This is a genomic window from Aceticella sp. 75b-Ac, assembly GCF_056032965.2.
Window position 1 is genome coordinate 1,411,506 of the sequence record NZ_CM190971.1, and the last position, 17,153, is coordinate 1,428,658.

General features: G+C 32.9%; 16 protein-coding genes. 9 read left to right on the forward strand and 7 right to left on the reverse strand.

What is annotated here, in order from left to right; genetic code table 11:
- Window positions 1-88 precede the first annotated feature (88 nt).
- Genes AC0LWJ_RS07345 through AC0LWJ_RS07355 form a run of 3 tightly spaced genes read left to right on the forward strand, consistent with a single transcriptional unit; the run spans window position 89 to window position 2,121 of the window.
- Entirely contained in the window at window positions 89-535 is a 447-nt protein-coding gene (locus AC0LWJ_RS07345; protein ID WP_474238478.1) for a MarR family winged helix-turn-helix transcriptional regulator, read from the forward strand.
- A complete protein-coding gene (locus AC0LWJ_RS07350) occupies window positions 522-1,343 on the forward strand; it encodes an ABC transporter ATP-binding protein (protein WP_474238480.1) in 822 nt (273 codons plus the stop codon). Before AC0LWJ_RS07345 ends, AC0LWJ_RS07350 begins: the two co-directional genes overlap by 14 nt.
- 52 nt (window positions 1,344-1,395) lie before the next feature.
- Entirely contained in the window at window positions 1,396-2,121 is a 726-nt protein-coding gene (locus AC0LWJ_RS07355) for an ABC transporter permease (protein ID WP_503031419.1), read from the forward strand.
- Between the two features lie 42 nt (window positions 2,122-2,163).
- Here AC0LWJ_RS07355 and AC0LWJ_RS07360 read toward each other — a convergent pair whose 3' ends face one another.
- Window positions 2,164-2,496, reverse strand: coding sequence for a phasin family protein (locus AC0LWJ_RS07360; RefSeq protein ID WP_474238487.1), 333 nt, complete (start codon window positions 2,494-2,496; stop codon window positions 2,164-2,166).
- A gap of 284 nt (window positions 2,497-2,780) precedes the next feature.
- Between AC0LWJ_RS07360 and AC0LWJ_RS07365 the strand changes: the two genes are divergently transcribed.
- The 5 genes from AC0LWJ_RS07365 to AC0LWJ_RS07385 all read left to right on the forward strand — a co-directional run bounded on the left by AC0LWJ_RS07365 (window position 2,781) and on the right by AC0LWJ_RS07385 (window position 6,707).
- A complete protein-coding gene (locus AC0LWJ_RS07365; RefSeq protein WP_474238490.1) occupies window positions 2,781-3,869 on the forward strand; it encodes an NAD(P)H-dependent flavin oxidoreductase in 1,089 nt (362 codons plus the stop codon).
- Between the two features lie 153 nt (window positions 3,870-4,022).
- Window positions 4,023-4,301, forward strand: a complete 279-nt coding sequence (locus AC0LWJ_RS07370; RefSeq protein ID WP_284680339.1) for an ACT domain-containing protein — start codon at window positions 4,023-4,025, stop codon at window positions 4,299-4,301.
- A 9-nt stretch (window positions 4,302-4,310) separates the two neighbouring features.
- On the forward strand, window positions 4,311-5,678 hold the full coding sequence (locus AC0LWJ_RS07375) for a PFL family protein (protein ID WP_474238492.1): 1,368 nt from the start codon (window positions 4,311-4,313) through the stop codon (window positions 5,676-5,678).
- A 91-nt stretch (window positions 5,679-5,769) separates the two neighbouring features.
- Window positions 5,770-5,931: a CDIF630_02480 family spore surface protein gene (locus AC0LWJ_RS07380; protein WP_474238493.1), complete on the forward strand. Its 162-nt coding sequence runs from the start codon at window positions 5,770-5,772 to the stop codon at window positions 5,929-5,931.
- 116 nt (window positions 5,932-6,047) lie between these two features.
- On the forward strand, window positions 6,048-6,707 hold the full coding sequence (locus AC0LWJ_RS07385) for a ferredoxin-like domain-containing protein (protein WP_474238495.1): 660 nt from the start codon (window positions 6,048-6,050) through the stop codon (window positions 6,705-6,707).
- 82 nt (window positions 6,708-6,789) lie between these two features.
- Here AC0LWJ_RS07385 and AC0LWJ_RS07390 read toward each other — a convergent pair whose 3' ends face one another.
- Both AC0LWJ_RS07390 and AC0LWJ_RS07395 read right to left on the reverse strand, forming a co-directional pair.
- Window positions 6,790-7,113, reverse strand: coding sequence for a phage holin (locus AC0LWJ_RS07390; RefSeq protein WP_474238497.1), 324 nt, complete (start codon window positions 7,111-7,113; stop codon window positions 6,790-6,792).
- A complete protein-coding gene (locus tag AC0LWJ_RS07395; protein ID WP_474238500.1) occupies window positions 7,110-7,775 on the reverse strand; it encodes an N-acetylmuramoyl-L-alanine amidase family protein in 666 nt (221 codons plus the stop codon). The genes AC0LWJ_RS07390 and AC0LWJ_RS07395 overlap by 4 nt, the downstream gene beginning before the upstream one ends.
- Before the next feature lie 140 nt (window positions 7,776-7,915).
- Here AC0LWJ_RS07395 and AC0LWJ_RS07400 point away from each other — a divergent pair, with 140 nt between their 5' ends.
- Window positions 7,916-9,544: an AMP-binding protein gene (locus tag AC0LWJ_RS07400; RefSeq protein WP_503031420.1), complete on the forward strand. Its 1,629-nt coding sequence runs from the start codon at window positions 7,916-7,918 to the stop codon at window positions 9,542-9,544.
- Here AC0LWJ_RS07400 and AC0LWJ_RS07405 read toward each other — a convergent pair.
- The 4 genes from AC0LWJ_RS07405 to AC0LWJ_RS07420 are packed head-to-tail and all read right to left on the reverse strand — an operon-like array spanning window position 9,541 to window position 17,121.
- Window positions 9,541-10,224 (reverse strand): M48 family metallopeptidase, encoded by a 684-nt coding sequence (locus tag AC0LWJ_RS07405; RefSeq protein ID WP_474238503.1) that lies wholly within the window; start codon window positions 10,222-10,224, stop codon window positions 9,541-9,543. The two genes, AC0LWJ_RS07400 and AC0LWJ_RS07405, sit on opposite strands and share 4 nt — an antisense overlap.
- Window positions 10,225-10,228: 4 nt before the next feature.
- On the reverse strand, window positions 10,229-13,420 hold the full coding sequence (locus AC0LWJ_RS07410; protein WP_474238505.1) for a type I restriction endonuclease subunit R: 3,192 nt from the start codon (window positions 13,418-13,420) through the stop codon (window positions 10,229-10,231).
- Window positions 13,407-14,687 (reverse strand): restriction endonuclease subunit S, encoded by a 1,281-nt coding sequence (locus AC0LWJ_RS07415; protein WP_474238507.1) that lies wholly within the window; start codon window positions 14,685-14,687, stop codon window positions 13,407-13,409. Before AC0LWJ_RS07415 ends, AC0LWJ_RS07410 begins: the two co-directional genes overlap by 14 nt.
- On the reverse strand, window positions 14,680-17,121 hold the full coding sequence (locus tag AC0LWJ_RS07420) for a type I restriction-modification system subunit M (RefSeq protein ID WP_474238511.1): 2,442 nt from the start codon (window positions 17,119-17,121) through the stop codon (window positions 14,680-14,682). Before AC0LWJ_RS07420 ends, AC0LWJ_RS07415 begins: the two co-directional genes overlap by 8 nt.
- Window positions 17,122-17,153: the final 32 nt, after the last annotated feature.

Sequence of the window (17,153 nt, forward strand, 5' to 3'; positions counted from 1 at the left end):
TCTATGTAAATTAAAATTACGCCTTGACATACGGTTTATTTTGAAATATAATTATTTCGTAATCCAAATTATTTGGGAGATGATATAATTGGAAAACGAAATTTCAGTTTTAGAAACATATCTTAGAGAAATAAGCCGCATTATAAATTTATTTACAAAAAATTACCTTAATAAAAAAGGTTTAACAATGTCACGATTCTGGGTCTTAAATAAATTATCCTTAGATAACCCTATAACTATGAGTCAACTTCAAAAGGAGCTTTTGTTGTCCCCGGGAACTTTAACAGGATTGATAGATAATCTTGTGGAGGATAATCTTGTTAAAAGATGGAGAGATGATAATGACCGCAGATTGGTTTTTTTATTGTTAACTGACAAAGGATATAAATTATTAGAAGAAATCCTTCATTATCGAAGCACCTTATTATCAAATATCCCTGCCGAAAAAAATATCGATATTACACTCTTAAACAATAATTTAAAAGAGATACTTTCTGTTTTAAAAACTGCTCATCACGATTATGAAGGAGAGTGATATTATAATGTGTATGAATATTGAAACATTTAATCTTGTTAAACGATTTGAAAATCATGAAGTTGTTAAAAGCATAAGCTTTAATGTGAAAGAAGGTGAAATCTTCGGGCTTTTAGGACCAAACGGTGCGGGAAAAACAACAACCATAAGAATGCTGACAACCCTTCTGCCCCCTACCTCGGGAACAATAAAACTATCCGGTTTCGATGTAAGACGATATGGCAGTCTTGTCAGAAAATTTATAGGATATGTTCCACAGGCACTTTCAGCTGATTCTACCTTGACAGGATATGAAAATTTATATTACATCGCAAAATTGCTCCGTCTGCCAAAAAATGAACGTGAAAAAAGGATTGAATATGTATTAAATTTGCTGAATTTAAAGGATGCTGCAAACCACCTTGTGAAAGAATATTCCGGCGGTATGGTTCGCCGCCTTGAGGTAGGGCAGGCAATCCTTCATAAGCCTAAAATACTTATCTTAGACGAACCAACGGTTGGACTTGACCCCATCGCCCGCCATAATGTATGGGAAGCCCTTAAAACACTTCAGAAAGATAACGGCTTATCAATATTAATAACAACACATTACATGGAAGAGGCAGAAGCATTGTGCCAAAGAATAGCAATTATGAATATGGGACTTATTGTTGCACAAGGCACCTTGGAAGAACTTAAAAAAGCAGCAGGAAATAATGATATATCTTTGGAGGATATATTTATTCACTTTACAGGAAATAATTTGGAATCAGGAGGTGATTTTCGTGAAATGCGTCAGATGCGAAAGAGAATCCAGCGTTTCAGTTAGTATCATAAAAACCTTAATTGATTATATTAATGCATCTATTGTAATTACAGAAATGGAAATAAGAAAACTCCGTCATGACCCAACGGAACTATTTACAAGGGCAATTCAACCCGTATTGTGGCTTCTGATTTTTGGGCAGGCTCTCTCCCATATAAGAGCTATCCCAACAGGGAATGTAAATTACCAGACCTTTATGACCCCCGGTATATTAGCGCAATCCATGATGTTTGTATCCATTTTTTACGGCATCAACATCATATGGGATAAAGACCAAGGAGTCTTGCAAAAATTAATAACACTCCCTGTTCCCCGTCTCGCCTTTGTTACAGGGAAAGCGTTTAGTGCAGGCATACGGGCAATAAGTCAAGTGTTAATTATTATCCTCTTAGCTTTAATAATAGGTATAAAAATTCAGTGGAGTTTTACCGGTATCATTTTAAGTATTTTAACAATAATATGCGGTGCCGTGTTCTTTTCCTCCCTATCAATGTCATTAGCCGCAATTGTTAAAAGTAAGGAGCGTTTTATGGGGTTCGGTCAGGTTATCACAATGCCTCTTTTCTTTGCCAGCAACGCCATATATCCAATTAGCATCATGCCGCTATGGCTTCAGGTTCTGTCAAGAATAAATCCATTAAGCTATATTGTTGAATTACTTAGAAATTATCTATTAAACGGATATAGCATTAATACGGGATTTGACTGGATTATACTAATCTGTGCAATAATTATCATGCAAATTATCGCAGGAATTTTATTTCCATATATCGTTTCATAAAAATAAGATGGGTAAAATATCCATCTTATTTTGTGTTATTATTTACATCTGCCTTCCTTGTGATTTTTCTTCATCAAGTATATTTTTAAGTTCTTCATGTATTAATTTTCTTATTTCCTCTTTTGTTATTAAGTCTTCTTTTTTGGCAATATTCATATAATCAAATGTTTCCTTTAAGGCATCTTTAAATATCTTCTTAATCTCGTCTTTTTGTTCTTCACCCTTTTTTACGAGGTCTTTCACAACACCCTGCGCATCTTCTCTTGCAACTTCACCTTTCTTAACAAGTTCATCTACCATATTCTCTATTTTCTCTTTTGATAATGAATAAAGTCCAAATCCAAAGTTGATAGACTTTTCAAGAAAATTCGCCATTTCAAACATCTCCTTTTTATTATTTGATATTCTTTCCAATTATTATCATAGCATTTCTTTTGGTGAAAATCAATTTGTCTTTCCTAATCTTCAAAAATTATCGATTTTTAATCCTTTGTAATTTTTGCCATAAAGTTTTATTTATATACTATAAATATAATCGAAATTTAATTAGGCATTCCAATGTTGCCATGTTATAATATAAATATAATAAGAATTTTATATTGACATTAGCTGTTTATAAATGATAAAGTTAATGTAATAGAAGAAATAAGGAGGATTTTATGCTTAATTTTAATATTAAAAGCTTAAAAATAGGAAATTTGACCGCAAAACTACCGATTATTCAAGGCGGCATGGGAATAGGAATTTCTTTAAATAATCTTGCATCAGCTGTAGCAAATGAAGGTGGAATAGGTGTTATTTCAGCAGCAGGAATCGGTATGTGTGAAAGGGATTTTGCAACAAATTATCTAGAAGCTAATATCAGAGCACTTAAGAAGGAAATACAAAAAGCAAGGGAAAAAACAAGGGGTATCCTTGGGGTAAATGTTATGGTTGCGTTATCAAACTTTGCCGATATGGTTAAAACAGCTATTGATGAGGGAATAGACATCATATTTTCAGGAGCAGGACTGCCGCTTAACCTTCCAAAATTTTTGGATAAAACAAAAGACACTAAGATTGTTCCGATTGTTTCATCCGGCAGAGCTGCAAATATCATTACAAAGAGATGGCTGGAAAAATATGATTATCTTCCAGATGCTGTAGTTGTAGAAGGTCCAAAGGCAGGCGGACATCTTGGATTTTCTGTAGAACAAATTTCAAACCCTGATTATGCACTTGAAAAAATCTTGGTAGATGTAATAAATGCAATAAAGCCATATGAAGAAAGTTGCGGAAAGACTATTCCCGTAATTGCTGCAGGTGGCATATATACAGGTGAAGATATATACAGATTTATTAAGTTAGGAGCTTCAGGTGTCCAGATGGCAACACGTTTTGTAACAACAGAGGAATGTGATGCATCAATTAATTTCAAAAAAGCTTATATCAATTGTAAAAAGGAGGATATCGGCATAATCAAAAGTCCTGTTGGAATGCCGGGCAGAGCAATAGTAAATAAATTCCTTGAAGATGTAAATGAAGGAGAAAAAAAACCATATAAGTGCTTATTCCACTGCATAATCTCTTGCAATTATAGAAAAAGCCCCTACTGCATCGCACAAGCGCTAATAAATGCTCAAAAAGGGGACCTTGAAAATGGCTTCGCTTTTGCAGGCTCCAATGCATACAGAGCAAAAGAGATTACAACTGTAAAAGAATTAATATCAACACTTAAAAAAGAATATAATAATGCATTGAATAAATAAGAAGAAATTAAATAATATCCTTTATAATAAGGCTTAATTTTTAAAGCCTTATTATTTTTTCAATATATATGCAATTGATGGATAATAAATTGATATTGCATATATATCCGTCATATAGTATACTATGTACAAATATAGCGAAAGGTGGTTTTCATAGAAGTGCAAAAAGCGATTATATCTGTCATTGGAATTGACAGGGTTGGTATAATTTATTCAGTCTCAAAGTTATTGGCTGAAAACAATGTAAATATTTTCGATATAAGTCAGACATTATTAAAAGACATCTTTACCATGATTATGATTGTAGATATATCAAACTCCACAGTGGATTTTGATACCTTGAAACATAATCTTAATAAGCTTGGTGAACAAATGGGACTTAAAATCGATATTCAAAAAGAAGATATATTTAGAGCAATGCACAGACTGTGAGGGATAAAAATGGGATTTGCATTTAACGAAATAGAAGAAACCATAAGAATGGTACAATCGGAAAAGCTTGATATAAGAACAATAACCATGGGCATAAGTTTAAGGGATTGCACCGGAAATTCATCTGAAGAAATTTCAAATAAAATATATGATAAAATAACAAAAAAAGCAGAAAACCTTGTAAAAGTAGCAAACGACCTTGAAGCAGAATTTGGTATACCTATTGTAAATAAGCGAATCTCCGTCACTCCAATAGCTATAGTGGCAGATAAACTTAAAAGCAAAGAAGAATTTATTAATGTTGCAAAAACTCTTGATGCCGCTGCAAAGGCTGTTGGAGTCAATTTTATCGGCGGATATTCTGCTTTGGTTCATAAAGGCTTTACTGATGGGGATCTGCATCTTATTGATTCTATTCCCGAAGCATTAGCAGCAACCGAACGCGTATGTTCATCTGTTAATGTAGCAACAACAAAAGCAGGTATAAATATGGATGCTGTTGCAATAATGGGGAAAATTGTTAAAAAAACAGCTATGCTTACAAAAGAAAATGATGGTATAGGTGCGGCAAAACTTGTCGTTTTCTGTAATGCACCAGAAGACAATCCTTTTATGGCAGGAGCTTTTCATGGTATCGGTGAAGGTGAATGTGTTATAAATGTCGGAGTAAGCGGACCGGGGGTTGTCTTTGCAGCATTATCAAAGCTTGATAATCAGGCTGATTTTGGTCAGATATCCGAAACGATCAAAAAAACTTCTTTTAAGATAACACGGGCAGGAGAACTTATAGGAAGACTTGCAGCAAAGAGACTTAATACCTCTTTCGGTATTCTTGATTTATCATTGGCACCAACCCCAGAAATTGGTGACAGTATCGCAAATATATTAGAAGCAATGGGGCTTTCAAAATGCGGAACACATGGTACAACAGCAGCGCTTGCATTGCTTAATGATGCCGTCAAGAAAGGCGGTGTCATGGCATCATCATACGTAGGAGGTTTAAGCGGAGCCTTTATACCCGTAAGCGAAGATTCCGGAATGATCAGTGCTGTTGAAGCAGGAGCAATTTCCTTGGAAAAGTTAGAAGCCATGACATGTGTATGCTCAGTCGGTCTTGATATGATTGCAATACCGGGTGATACACCGGAAGAGACAATATCAGCAATAATTGCCGATGAGATGGCAATAGGCATGATAAATAAAAAAACAACAGCCGTCAGGGTAATACCCGCGCCAGGCAAAAAAGTAGGAGACCATATCGAATTCGGAGGACTTTTAGGACATGCACCGATTATGAAGGTAAATAATTTTTCCTCTGAGATATTCATAAAAAGAGGAGGCAGAATACCTGCGCCGCTTCACAGTTTAAACAACTAACAAAGAGGATTTTAACCTCTTTTTTTTATTCAAAATTATGATTCATATTTTTCTTCACATTGATAATACTACCTTTAAAGGAGTGATTTTTATGATAAGAAAAAGTAAAAAATATAACACAGGGTCTAAAGAAAAACATGATACAACTTCATTAGAAAATATTAAAAAGACGAGCAAGGAAGCAAATATAAAGCTTCCCAGTGAATCTTCCGTAATTGAAGCAAAAAAATGGGTTGAAAAAAATCAAAAATAAATTACTAATAAAAAATTTATTTTAAACAATATTGACTCTTAATTAATTTGATAATATAATAATAATAGACAGTAGTACTTGACACAATAAAAATAATATTATCAGGAGGGTTAAATATGAAGGATCTATTAGAAAAAGGGGCAATTATCCAAAGAGATGGAGAAACTTATGCAATTGCGCCACATACACCCGGTGGTTTAGTAACACCCGAAATTCTAAGGAAAGTTGCTGATATTGCTGAAAAATACGGCGCTAAGGCAATTAAATTAACCTCTGCCGAAAGAATTGCTTTAGTAGGTTTGCAAGAAAAGGATTTAGATAATATATGGAAAGAATTGGACATGAAACCCGGACATGCTATCGGTGTTTGTGTTCGCAGCATCAAGTTTTGTCCCGGAACCACTTTTTGTAAAAGAGGCAAACAGGATTCCGTCAGTTTAGGTTTGGAACTTGACAAGCTTTATCACGGGATGGATATGCCGGGCAAAATGAAAATAGGTGTAAGCGGATGCATTAATTCTTGTGCAGAAAGTACTATTAAAGACATCGGACTAATTGGTAAAGCTAACGGATGGACTCTTTTGGTTGGAGGATGTGCTACCGGAGCTCATACAAGAATTGCTGATGTATTGGCAGAAAACCTAACTACCGAAGAAGCTAAAGCTTTAATTGCTAAGGTTATTGAATATTATAAAGCAAATGCAAAATCCAAACGTCTAAGCCGTTACATAGAAGAAATAGGAATTGAAGAATTTAAAAAAGCAGTACTTAAATAAATTTTATTATATTGAAAAAAAGGCGGGGAATCCGCCTTTTTTAATTTCCTGTGCAGCTTTTTACGCTAAAAAACTATTTTTCCTAATTATATTGAATATTTTTTAATTTAAGCATGTAATTCATCTCAAATACAGCCGCTTCTATCAATTTGCTCAGCTCTTCATCAGTAAGCTTATTACCTGTTAACCTTTTTAAAAGATTCATGACTTCCGCTTTCTTATCAGCACCATTGCCAGGTCCAAATTCCTGTTCTACAGCCATAACAAATACTTTTGCCAATTCAAAATACTTCTGCGTCATATCTTTTCCAATCTTTTTATTAAGAAAATTTATTCCATATCCAAGTGCAGCCATTATCATTAGCTGAACACCAGCGGTAAGAATTGTCATAATAAGTTCCCTCATTTCTTAAACACCTCCAATACCCTATTTATTACAGCAGCTAATTCACCCCATTTTACACATACCTCCGGGTCATGATAATCAACTATTATCCCAAGCTCTTTTAATTTAATAAGGTCTTGCTGTGCCCAATTAGCATCAGTAATACTTAGAAAATTCATAATTCCGTTTGATATTGCCAATGCAAATAAATCAGGCTTAGTTATTAATAGATTCTCATCATCTTTATTTGTTATAAAAGCTGTTTCAATCAATATAGCCGGCATATCCGTATAACGCAGAACATAAAAATTTGCAAACTTAACACCTCTATCTACGGTATTTAATGTTGATACTATTGCTTTTTGAACATGATCAGCGAGTTTATTTCCTATAGAATTTTTTGAGAAGGCATAGGTTTCTGTTCCTTTTGCATCTGAATCCTTAAAACTGTTTGCATGAATTGAAATAAAATAATCAGCCTTGCTGTTATTAGCTATATCACATCTTGGTTGCAACTCAAGCATCACATCCTTATCCCTTGTCATAATAACATCAATATTTCTCTGAACAAGAATTTCTCTTAATTTTAAAGATATATTGAGATTTATATCTTTTTCAAGCAAATGTGCTCCGACTGCTCCGGGGTCTTTTCCTCCATGACCTGGATCAATTGCTATAAGCATTTGTTTCCCTCCTTCTATAAAAATTCCTATAATATAATATGTAATTTTATATAGAAAGTTATATATAAATAGATTTATACTTTTTCTTTTTATGATATAGTGATATAATAAAATTATAACAGCAGCTACTAAAATTAGTAATGGGAGTGAAATACATGATTGATATGACGATAGGGCATTACCTTGATTACATAGCCTCAAAATATCCCGAACAGGAGGCGCTTGTTGTTTCAGGAAAAGTTAAGTTTTCCTATAAAGATTTAAGAAATATTACAAACAGATTTGCAAAGGGACTCTTAAAAATCGGCATAAATAAGGGCGACCATGTAGCGATATGGGCTACAAACATACCAGAGTGGATCATTGCCCTTTTTGCAACAGCTAAAATAGGTGCGCCATTAGTTCCGATGAATACACAATATACAGAGCGAGAAGTTGAGTATATTCTCAAGCAATCGGATGCTAAGGCAGTAATATTAATGGATGGATTTAAGGATATAAATTATGTTGAAACTATTTATAAATTAATACCGGAATTAAAGAAAAATCAAGATAAAAAATTCCATTCAGATCGACTTCCATACTTAAAATCGGTAATTAATATTGGTAGAAATATTTATCCCGGAATGTACAATTTTGAAGAAATAATGGGGATGGGCAGTGTTATAAATGATAATGAATTGTATAAGATACAGGATTCCTTAAATTCTCAAGAAGTTATTGATATGCAGTATACGTCAGGTACCACAGGTTTCCCTAAAGGGGTAATGCTGACACATTACGGTGTCCTTAATAATGGTGACGCAATAGCTTCAAGGATGAAATTTACTATCAAGGATAAATTATGTATAACGGTTCCTCTTTTTCATTGCTTTGGTTACACCCTTGCAGTTATGGCTTGCCTTTCTAAAGCCTCCACAATGGTTTTAGTAGACCATTTTAATCCTGTTGTTGTTATGGATGTTCTTGATAGGGAAAAGTGTACGGCAGTACATGGGGTTCCTACAATGTTTATTTCGATGCTTAACCATCCTGATTTTGAAAAATATGATTTTTCGAATTTGCGAACAGGAATAATGGCAGGTTCTGTATGCCCGCTAAATATAATGAAAGCAGTTGTTGATAAGATGAATATGAGGGAAATAACCAGTGTATACGGACTTACAGAAGCATCCCCCGGAATAACCCAGACAAGTGTTGATAACCCTCTTGAAGACAGGGTTTCTACCGTTGGATATGTACTTCCCGAGATAAAGATGAAGGTGGTAAATCCTGATACAGGTGAAGAGGTTCCAAATGGAGTATATGGTGAGATAATGGCTAAAGGGTACAATATAATGAAAGGCTATTATAAAATGGAGGATGAAACACGAAAAGCCATTGAAGCTGATGGTTGGCTGCACACAGGTGACCTTGGCATGATCGATAAGAAAGGATATTTAAGGATTACCGGAAGACTCAAGGACATAATTATAAGAGGTGGAGAAAATATCTCTCCAAGCGAGATTGAAGAATATTTGTACCATCATCCCGATGTAAAAGATGTTCAAGTCGTAGGTGTTCCTGACGAGAAATATGGTGAGGAGATAATGGCGTACATAATCCCAAAAGAAGGTTCTATGATAAAAGAGGATGATATCTTAGCATTTGCAAGACAGGGACTTGCCCGCTTCAAAGTTCCGAGATATGTACGTATAATAGATAAATTTCCTACAACTACCAGTGGAAAGATACAAAAATATAAGCTGAGAGAAATGGCAAGAACTTAAGAGGAAGAGCAATTCAATAAATATCCATTTTTCTTGAGCCAATCTTCATGCTTTTTATAATCCGGCATTAGCATCCTTACTTTTATCCAGAAATTTTTACCGTGATTTTTCTCTTCCAAGTGTGCAAGCTCATGCACAACAACATAGTCTATTACAGAAATAGGAGCCATTATAAGTCTCAAGGAAAAGTTTAAGTTTCCATTTGAAGAACAAGAACCCCATCTTTTTTTTGCATTTGTGATATTAATTTTACTGTATTTTAAATTGCTTTTTTGCGCATACCACTTGACCCTTTCAGATATTTTCTCATATGCGGCTTTTTTGTACCAATCAATAAAAACCTCTTTTGCTTTATCTAAAAAATCCCTTGAAAGATAAAAACCATTGTCAAACTTAAGAGGAACATCTTGATTCTCCACTATGTGCAATTTATAATACCTTCCAAGATATAAAAAACCTTCCCCATTAACAAATTCCTTTTTTAAAGCTTTAGGATCTCTTTCCTCTATCTCCTTTTTTTTATTCTCAATCCAATTTGAATGCTTTTGAATAACCTCCCAAATTCTCTTTTCGTCTATACCAAAAGGCACTCTGACTATTAACGTAGCATTATCTGTAATCTGTAAAGCTATTGTCTTTCTTTTTGAACGCATTATTTTTTCAATCTTTATATCTACCATAATATCACTTCCTATAATTATGATAAGCAACTTCCAACAATTTTTGTGCTATTTCGTTTCTTTTGTTGTATACAATATTTGGCTGTAAATTGCTTGTAATATATACTTCTTCATCTTCCTTAATATTTTCATGATAATTTTGAGTAGAAGAAATTTTTTTAAGTAAATGTGAATAAATAAAGCTTTTTAAACGTCTTTGCTTAGTTGGATTATCCCAAAAATCAACTGTTTGCATTTCTCTGTTAATTAACTCTACTACATCTTTTGTTAAATCTATTAAAAAATCTATATCTTTATCTGACAGCTCATTGATTGATTTTTTGCCAAATATTTTATCCTTTAATATGCCAAAAAACGGCATTTCTTTTTTAGGGTCAAAGCCAAAAGTATCCTCATTTGCTCTTCCTTTCTTTAATTCTTCTCTCATTTTGTTTAGTTCTATATATAATTCATCCCATTTTTCTTTATATCCTTCAAGAAGTTTTTTCAATCTATCAGAAAACCTTTCATAAAATTCCGGGTCTTCCTCAAAATGTTCATCAATATATTCATTAATTGCAATCTCTAATTCTTGCGCTTTTACCTTACTTGATTTTTTATTAAGATTATCAATAAATTTATCCTCAAGTAATGGTGTAGGTGGTATTTTAGGGTCTACTCCTTTTGATATCAAATACTCTTCAATTATTTCTCTTATTTTATTGCTTGCGTCTTTTACGCTTAATTTGCTATCTCTATATCTATTTCTTGCAGACTCTTTTATAAAAGCAATAATCTTTAAATCGGCAACATATTTTAAGCCTTCGGGGTCTGGCAGAACTTCATCCATCGCACGATTAAATTTTCGAACAATATCTATAAACTCATTTCTAACTTTCTCATCAACTAAAATATCAATACATTCTTCAATATTCTGACGCCAATTTTTTATACCATTTTTAGTGAAAACCTCTCCTATTAAATTGTGATAAAACCTAAGAGCATCAATACTTTTCGCTTTATTTATCACAACCTCAGATATTTCTTCTATGTCTTCATCAGCATATATAGAAAGTGCTTCTCTCAAATGTTTTAAAACTCCAACATAATCAACCACAAAACCGCAGGATTTATTATTGTAAGCCCTATTAACCCTTGCTATAGCCTGCAACAAATTATGCCCTTTAATCACATTATCAAGATACATTACCTGCTCTATTGGTGCATCAAATCCAGTTATCAACATACTTTGAACAACTAATATTCCTACATTACCATTTATATTATCATCTGCTTTATCAAAAGGAAGCTTAAAGCTTCTGATTATTCTCTCATGTTCATTTACATCACTATAAGGTTTGTATTCAGGAGGGTCATTTAAAGCCCCTGATATAACAACACCTACTTCTAATATTTTTAATGTTTCTAAATCAATTTTTGAATTTTTCTTCATTAGCTCATCTATTTTTTCTTTAAGAGCTTTTTCAAGAGCTTCTTTATATCTTATCGCTGCAAGACGCGACACTGCAACAATCTGTGCCTTAAATCCATTAGGAAATACATGACTAATATAGTGTTCTATCATATCTTTAGCTTTATCGCGTATTACCTCTTCAGCTTCAAGATATCCTCTCCATGTAAATCTTCCCATTATCATTCTTTTTGTATCTTCATCTGCATCTTTAAAAACATCTTCAAATTTGGCATTTGCTGCCTCTTCATCCGATAACTCTGCACTGTGAACCCTTCCTTCATAAACAATACTGACAGTTACACCATCTTCTACTGATTGCCTTATACTGTATTTATCTATGTATTCTCCAAAAGTCATCTCAGTTTTTTCTATTGGCGTACCAGTAAAAGCTATTTTAGCAGCGTTGGGAAGGGATTTCCTTAAATTTGCGCCTAAAAATTTATATTGCGTCCTATGGGCTTCATCTATCATTACTAAAATTTTGTTAGATTCATTAAGAATGGGAAAATTACTTTCTAACTCTCTATCTTGAAATTTGTGTACCATTCCCATTACAAGCTCGGGAGTATTAGTTCTTAAAATTTCTTTTAGTTCATGTATACTCCCTGCTACTCTAACGGTAAATCCTACACTTTTAGATGTATCATTCAGTTGTTTTTCAAGGTCTTTTCTGTCTGTAACAAAAACAACTTTGTAATTTCCAAATTCAGGATTATGATATAATTCTCTGACCATGAACATCATTGTCAAAGATTTACCGGAACCCTGAGTATGCCATACAATACCTCCTCTATCTTCTTGGGATTTACCTTCTTTTAATTTTTTAATAATTTTCTTTACAGCACGAAATTGCTGGTATCTTGCGACAACTTTTATCACTGTACCTTTTGAATCTTCCTTAAAAATGGTATATGTATGAAGTATATCAAGTAGGTTTTCTTTTGATAGCATACCCTGTACTAAAACCTGCTGGCTTGTAATATTTCCTTCTCCTATTTCTGACAATGAATAAGGATAAGAGTCTTTCCACTCAACAAAATGCTCATACTCTGATGTTATTGTTCCATACTTTGCAACCTGATTTGACGTGGCAACATTAAAAATATTGTACCAAAAAAGCTTTTCATTACCTTCGATTGCTCCACGTCTGTTGCTGTAGCGCATAAGCTGAAGTATAGCTTCAGAAATCGGGTCAGCAATAGCTGGTGATTTGCACTCAACTACAATAAGAGGCATACCATTTACAAAAAGGGCTATATCAGGAATAATATGTTTTTCAGTTCCTGTTATATTTACTTTAAATTGGAATATTGCAATAAATGAATTATTGTCTATATTTTTAAAGTCAATCAATCTAACAGTTGGACTTTTTTCACCAGTTTTTCTGTTTTCTGATACAGAGGTATTTTCTAAAAATAAGTCATGAATTTCCTTATTTGCCTCTAATAAAGAATTAGAAAGAGGTGTTGTAATCTTTCTTATTACTTCATTTATCTGGTCATCTTCTATCCATGGATTTATTTTCATTAAAGACTCTTTTAAAATACTTTCAAGAATTACATCTCTAAAGCTTTCTCTAAATTTAACATTCCCTCCGTATAAAGGCTCTAAAGAAGAGTTAAAAGACAATATTTCTCTAACTTCTTCTGGATTATCTTTATTCTGTCTGTAGATTTTCCAACCAAGTCTTTGAAGTTGTGAGAGGAATTGATTTTCAACATAATGCTCTTCATCCAATTTCATCTATACATTCCTCCTCAATTAGATGATTCACCCTGACTTTGCCTGTGAGCAGATCCTCCATTAATCCCTTTTTAATCCCTTCAAGTTTTTCTTTATAGGACTTTTCTTTCTCTATAGCTTCATCTATTTGAGATAAGACTGTGGCTATACGTTCTTGTTCGGGAAGAGAATTAGGAATTTTTATATCTAATTTTGACAATTGATTTTTATTTATTTCATTGAAAGTTGTTCCTGAACCTAAAGAAATCATTTTGTTTATATATTGATGCAATGAATAATAAAGAAATTCTTCATCGTAAAAATCTTTATTTATAATAATACTTTTGCAACCTTGATTTGTAGTATAATTTGTTTTAACAATAGCTAAATATCCTATTGGCGCACGACTTGATAAAACAACTGAGTTTTTTGGTATGATCCTAGCAGCACAACTAAACAAACCCTCTTTACTAATTTTCCTCTGTGATGTATATATGAATTTTTTTTGTTTACTTAAGTCATCTGGTGTAATCCAAACTATCTCACCATTCCAAAATTGAGGTTTTGATGTGTCTGGAGTAGAGCCTGATACAATTTTTCCTATCACTCCCAATCTCACAACTTCCCATTCCTCCGGTATCATGCCAAGGGGCGAATCCTTAAATTTGTGAGTTTTTTCATTTCTTATCTGCCAGTTTTCATCTATCCCTCTAGTTAGTAAATCCTGCATCAATCCCTGCTTTATACGTTTATACTTTTCAATAATAGCATCGGTTTTCTCTATGGCATTATCCACTGTTTCAAGTATTTCAGCAATTTTGTGTTGTTCGGGAAGGGGAGGAAGGATAAAATTTAAGGTTATTAATCTTGAAAAATTTAAACTCTCTCTTACCGAACCTGTTGTACTATTTATTACTTGAAAATTAAATATTTTTCTTTGTATATGGTACTTAAAATATTGCGGTAATAAACATTCTTTATTCTTGAAAACTATATACATAGGACTTACTATAGCCTCATCATAAATATCATTCAAAGCAATTGATCCAACATTGATTCTTGCGGGATTATAAGCAAAATATTGCTTTCGTATAACCTTATAATTTGATGTATCTTTGCTACTTAAATTTCTACCAAAAAAATCGGTTTGGTCAATAAATCCTAATACATTCGAAATTGTTAATACCACTTGTATGTCTTGCTGTTTTTTCCTTTGACTTGATTCTTCTATAACTTCCCCCAATCTCACAACTTTCCATCCTTCAGGCAATTTAATATTCTCATTCATAACTATATCCCAGCCTTTTTAAAAATTCATCCAATTTCTTTACTTCTCCATCTCTTTCATCTTTCAATTCATTTAAGGGCACTTTATATTTATCCCACAAATTCTCAAAAATCTTTATTATTTCTTTCTTTTCGTCATTCAAATATTTTTCAAGTTGATTTTGTATAAGTTCAAAAAATTTTTCAAGTAAAAGCTCCTTTACTTCCTCTTCTGTTAAAATCTCAATTTTTTTATCTGTATTTTCTTCAACTTCTTTTTCTTTGTCGTTTATAGCTTTTTTTATTTTTTTAATTTCTCTTTCTTTTTGTTCAATTTTTTCTAACAAATTACTCCATTTTATGGCTTCTTTTCTTGAGATTTCATTACTTCGTTTATTTAAGTCTTTTATCATATCCTTTAAAAATTCTTTTACTTTATTTGCAGTTTTATCCCCTTGTTCTTCTTCATCCCAGTCATCCACTTCTTCCAAAATTTCATTTAAATCTCCCTCAACCTCAGAAAAAGCCCCTTCTAAATCTTCGATTTTCTCTAAATCTTTTTTAAAATATTTCTCTTTAATCCTTTCTCTTTCAACCAAATTTTTATTCCATCCATTATTTATTATACTTTTAAAATCATAAACAAGCTCTTCCCACCAGTTTGCAAATATGCCTGAGATTTTAAATTCATCAAAAGTTCCGATTGGCAGCAAAGCACTTTTTAATTTTGCCAAGGCATCATTTCTAAACTTCCAGAGATTGTTTCTCCCATAAAACTGCTCAATTCCTGATTTAATATCTTCCCACCAATTTTTTAAAGCTTCTTCGTGAGTCAAAACAACATTTTTCATATCAGAAGAGTTTTCAATGAATTCTCTAATTTGATTTTTTCCTTTTATTTCTTTTTTAAATTCCAAATAATCCATGTTTTTTTCATCAAGTAAAATTTCATGATTGATATGAAACTTTTTAAGTCGCTCTTCATAAATTGACACTTCCTTTTTGGGTACACCGCCAAAAAGATGTGCATGAACGTCATTGATTTCTGAATCGGGAGAATTATCTACATACCTTCTTATATTGAGGTTAAAGTCATTTTCTTCAATCTCTTTGATATCAACCAATCTTGAATATTTTGGTATATCTTTTTTACTGTCAAATACATTAACTATTTTTTCTATGTCTTCCGGTCTTAAAAAGTTTTGATTCCTGCCTTCGCCATATTCTCTATCTGCATTTATAAACAAAATCTTGTTTTTTAAATGTTCTGGTTTGTTTTTGTTTATTACAATAACACACGCAGGTATGCCGGTATTGTAAAAAAGTTTGGGAGGTAAACCAATAATCGCTTCAATAATACCAACTTTAACAATTTCTTCTCTAATTACTTTTTCCTGCCCGCCTCTGAATAAAACTCCATGAGGCATGACCGTTGCCATAATTCCATTATCCTTTAAGCTCGCAATCATATGCTGTAAAAACATAAGGTCGGCTTTTTTGCCGTTTTCAGGTGTAAATCCATATTTAAATCTCTCTTGAAACAGCATATTTGTTCTGCTGTAGTTTTCTGAAAAGGGTGGATTTGCAAGCAGCTTATCAAATCTTTTTATGTATCCATTTTCTAAAAACATAGGGCTTGTAAGGACGTCTTCATTTTCTATGTGCGCATCATTAATCCCGTGTAAAATCATATTCATTTTACAGATAGACCATGTCAGTCCATTGTTTTCCTGCCCATATAGAGCTAAATTATTTGTATTTTGACCACGCTCTTCAACATAATGAAAAGCTTCAATCAAAAAACCGCCGGAGCCTACCGTCGGGTCATAGATTAACATACCCTCCTCCGGCTTTACAAGTCTCACCATCAATTTCTTGACATGAGACGGTGTATAAAATTCTCCCCCTTTTTTGCCCGCCGAATCTGCAAATTCTTTTAATAAATATTCATAAGCAGCTCCAAGAAGGTCAGGGAATTCAAAGTTTGAAGGCAGTAACTCGTATTTATTAAAGTGATTTATTAGGTCTATAAGCTGCTGGTCTTTAAGACGTGATCTCCCCTTTACAGCATTAAAATCTATATGTTTTAAAACACCATCAAGTTCAAAATTTGCTTCTTCTAAAGCACTTAAAGCTTTATTTAGCTGGTTTCCAACATCTTCTTTAAATTTTAATATATTTTCCCACCTTGCTCTTTCAGGTACAAAAAAAGTATCACCATAAGAACTTGGGTCTTCCATTAACTCTTGAATCTGTTTATCTAAAAAACCCATTTGTGAAAATTTATTCATTAAATCTTTTCTCTTATTTTCAAAAACATCAGAAGTATACTTTAAAAAAAGCATACCAAATATGTATTCCTTATATTCGGAGGCATCCATTTTACCCCTTAATATATCTGCTGCCTTAAACAAATGTGTTTCAAGCTGTCTTAAACTTATTTTACTGTCATTCATCAATATACCTCCAATATCGTCAATCGCTTTCG

Excerpts from the sequence above, each read along its gene's own strand:
- AC0LWJ_RS07350 (WP_474238480.1), top strand. The coding sequence starts at position 522 with ATGAAGGAGAGTGATATTATAATGTGTATGAATATTGAAACATTTAAT.
- AC0LWJ_RS07355 (WP_503031419.1), top strand. The coding sequence starts at position 1,396 with ATGGAAATAAGAAAACTCCGTCATGACCCAACGGAACTATTTACAAGG.
- AC0LWJ_RS07360 (WP_474238487.1), bottom strand. The coding sequence starts at position 2,496 with ATGGCGAATTTTCTTGAAAAGTCTATCAACTTTGGATTTGGACTTTAT.
- AC0LWJ_RS07365 (WP_474238490.1), top strand. The coding sequence starts at position 2,781 with ATGCTTAATTTTAATATTAAAAGCTTAAAAATAGGAAATTTGACCGCA.
- AC0LWJ_RS07375 (WP_474238492.1), top strand. The coding sequence starts at position 4,311 with ATGGGATTTGCATTTAACGAAATAGAAGAAACCATAAGAATGGTACAA.
- AC0LWJ_RS07380 (WP_474238493.1), top strand. The coding sequence starts at position 5,770 with ATGATAAGAAAAAGTAAAAAATATAACACAGGGTCTAAAGAAAAACAT.
- AC0LWJ_RS07385 (WP_474238495.1), top strand. The coding sequence starts at position 6,048 with ATGAAGGATCTATTAGAAAAAGGGGCAATTATCCAAAGAGATGGAGAA.
- AC0LWJ_RS07390 (WP_474238497.1), bottom strand. The coding sequence starts at position 7,113 with ATGAGGGAACTTATTATGACAATTCTTACCGCTGGTGTTCAGCTAATG.
- AC0LWJ_RS07395 (WP_474238500.1), bottom strand. The coding sequence starts at position 7,775 with ATGCTTATAGCAATTGATCCAGGTCATGGAGGAAAAGACCCCGGAGCA.
- AC0LWJ_RS07400 (WP_503031420.1), top strand. The coding sequence starts at position 7,916 with ATGGGAGTGAAATACATGATTGATATGACGATAGGGCATTACCTTGAT.
- AC0LWJ_RS07405 (WP_474238503.1), bottom strand. The coding sequence starts at position 10,224 with ATGGTAGATATAAAGATTGAAAAAATAATGCGTTCAAAAAGAAAGACA.
- AC0LWJ_RS07410 (WP_474238505.1), bottom strand. The coding sequence starts at position 13,420 with ATGAAATTGGATGAAGAGCATTATGTTGAAAATCAATTCCTCTCACAA.
- AC0LWJ_RS07415 (WP_474238507.1), bottom strand. The coding sequence starts at position 14,687 with ATGAATGAGAATATTAAATTGCCTGAAGGATGGAAAGTTGTGAGATTG.
- AC0LWJ_RS07420 (WP_474238511.1), bottom strand. The coding sequence starts at position 17,121 with ATGAATGACAGTAAAATAAGTTTAAGACAGCTTGAAACACATTTGTTT.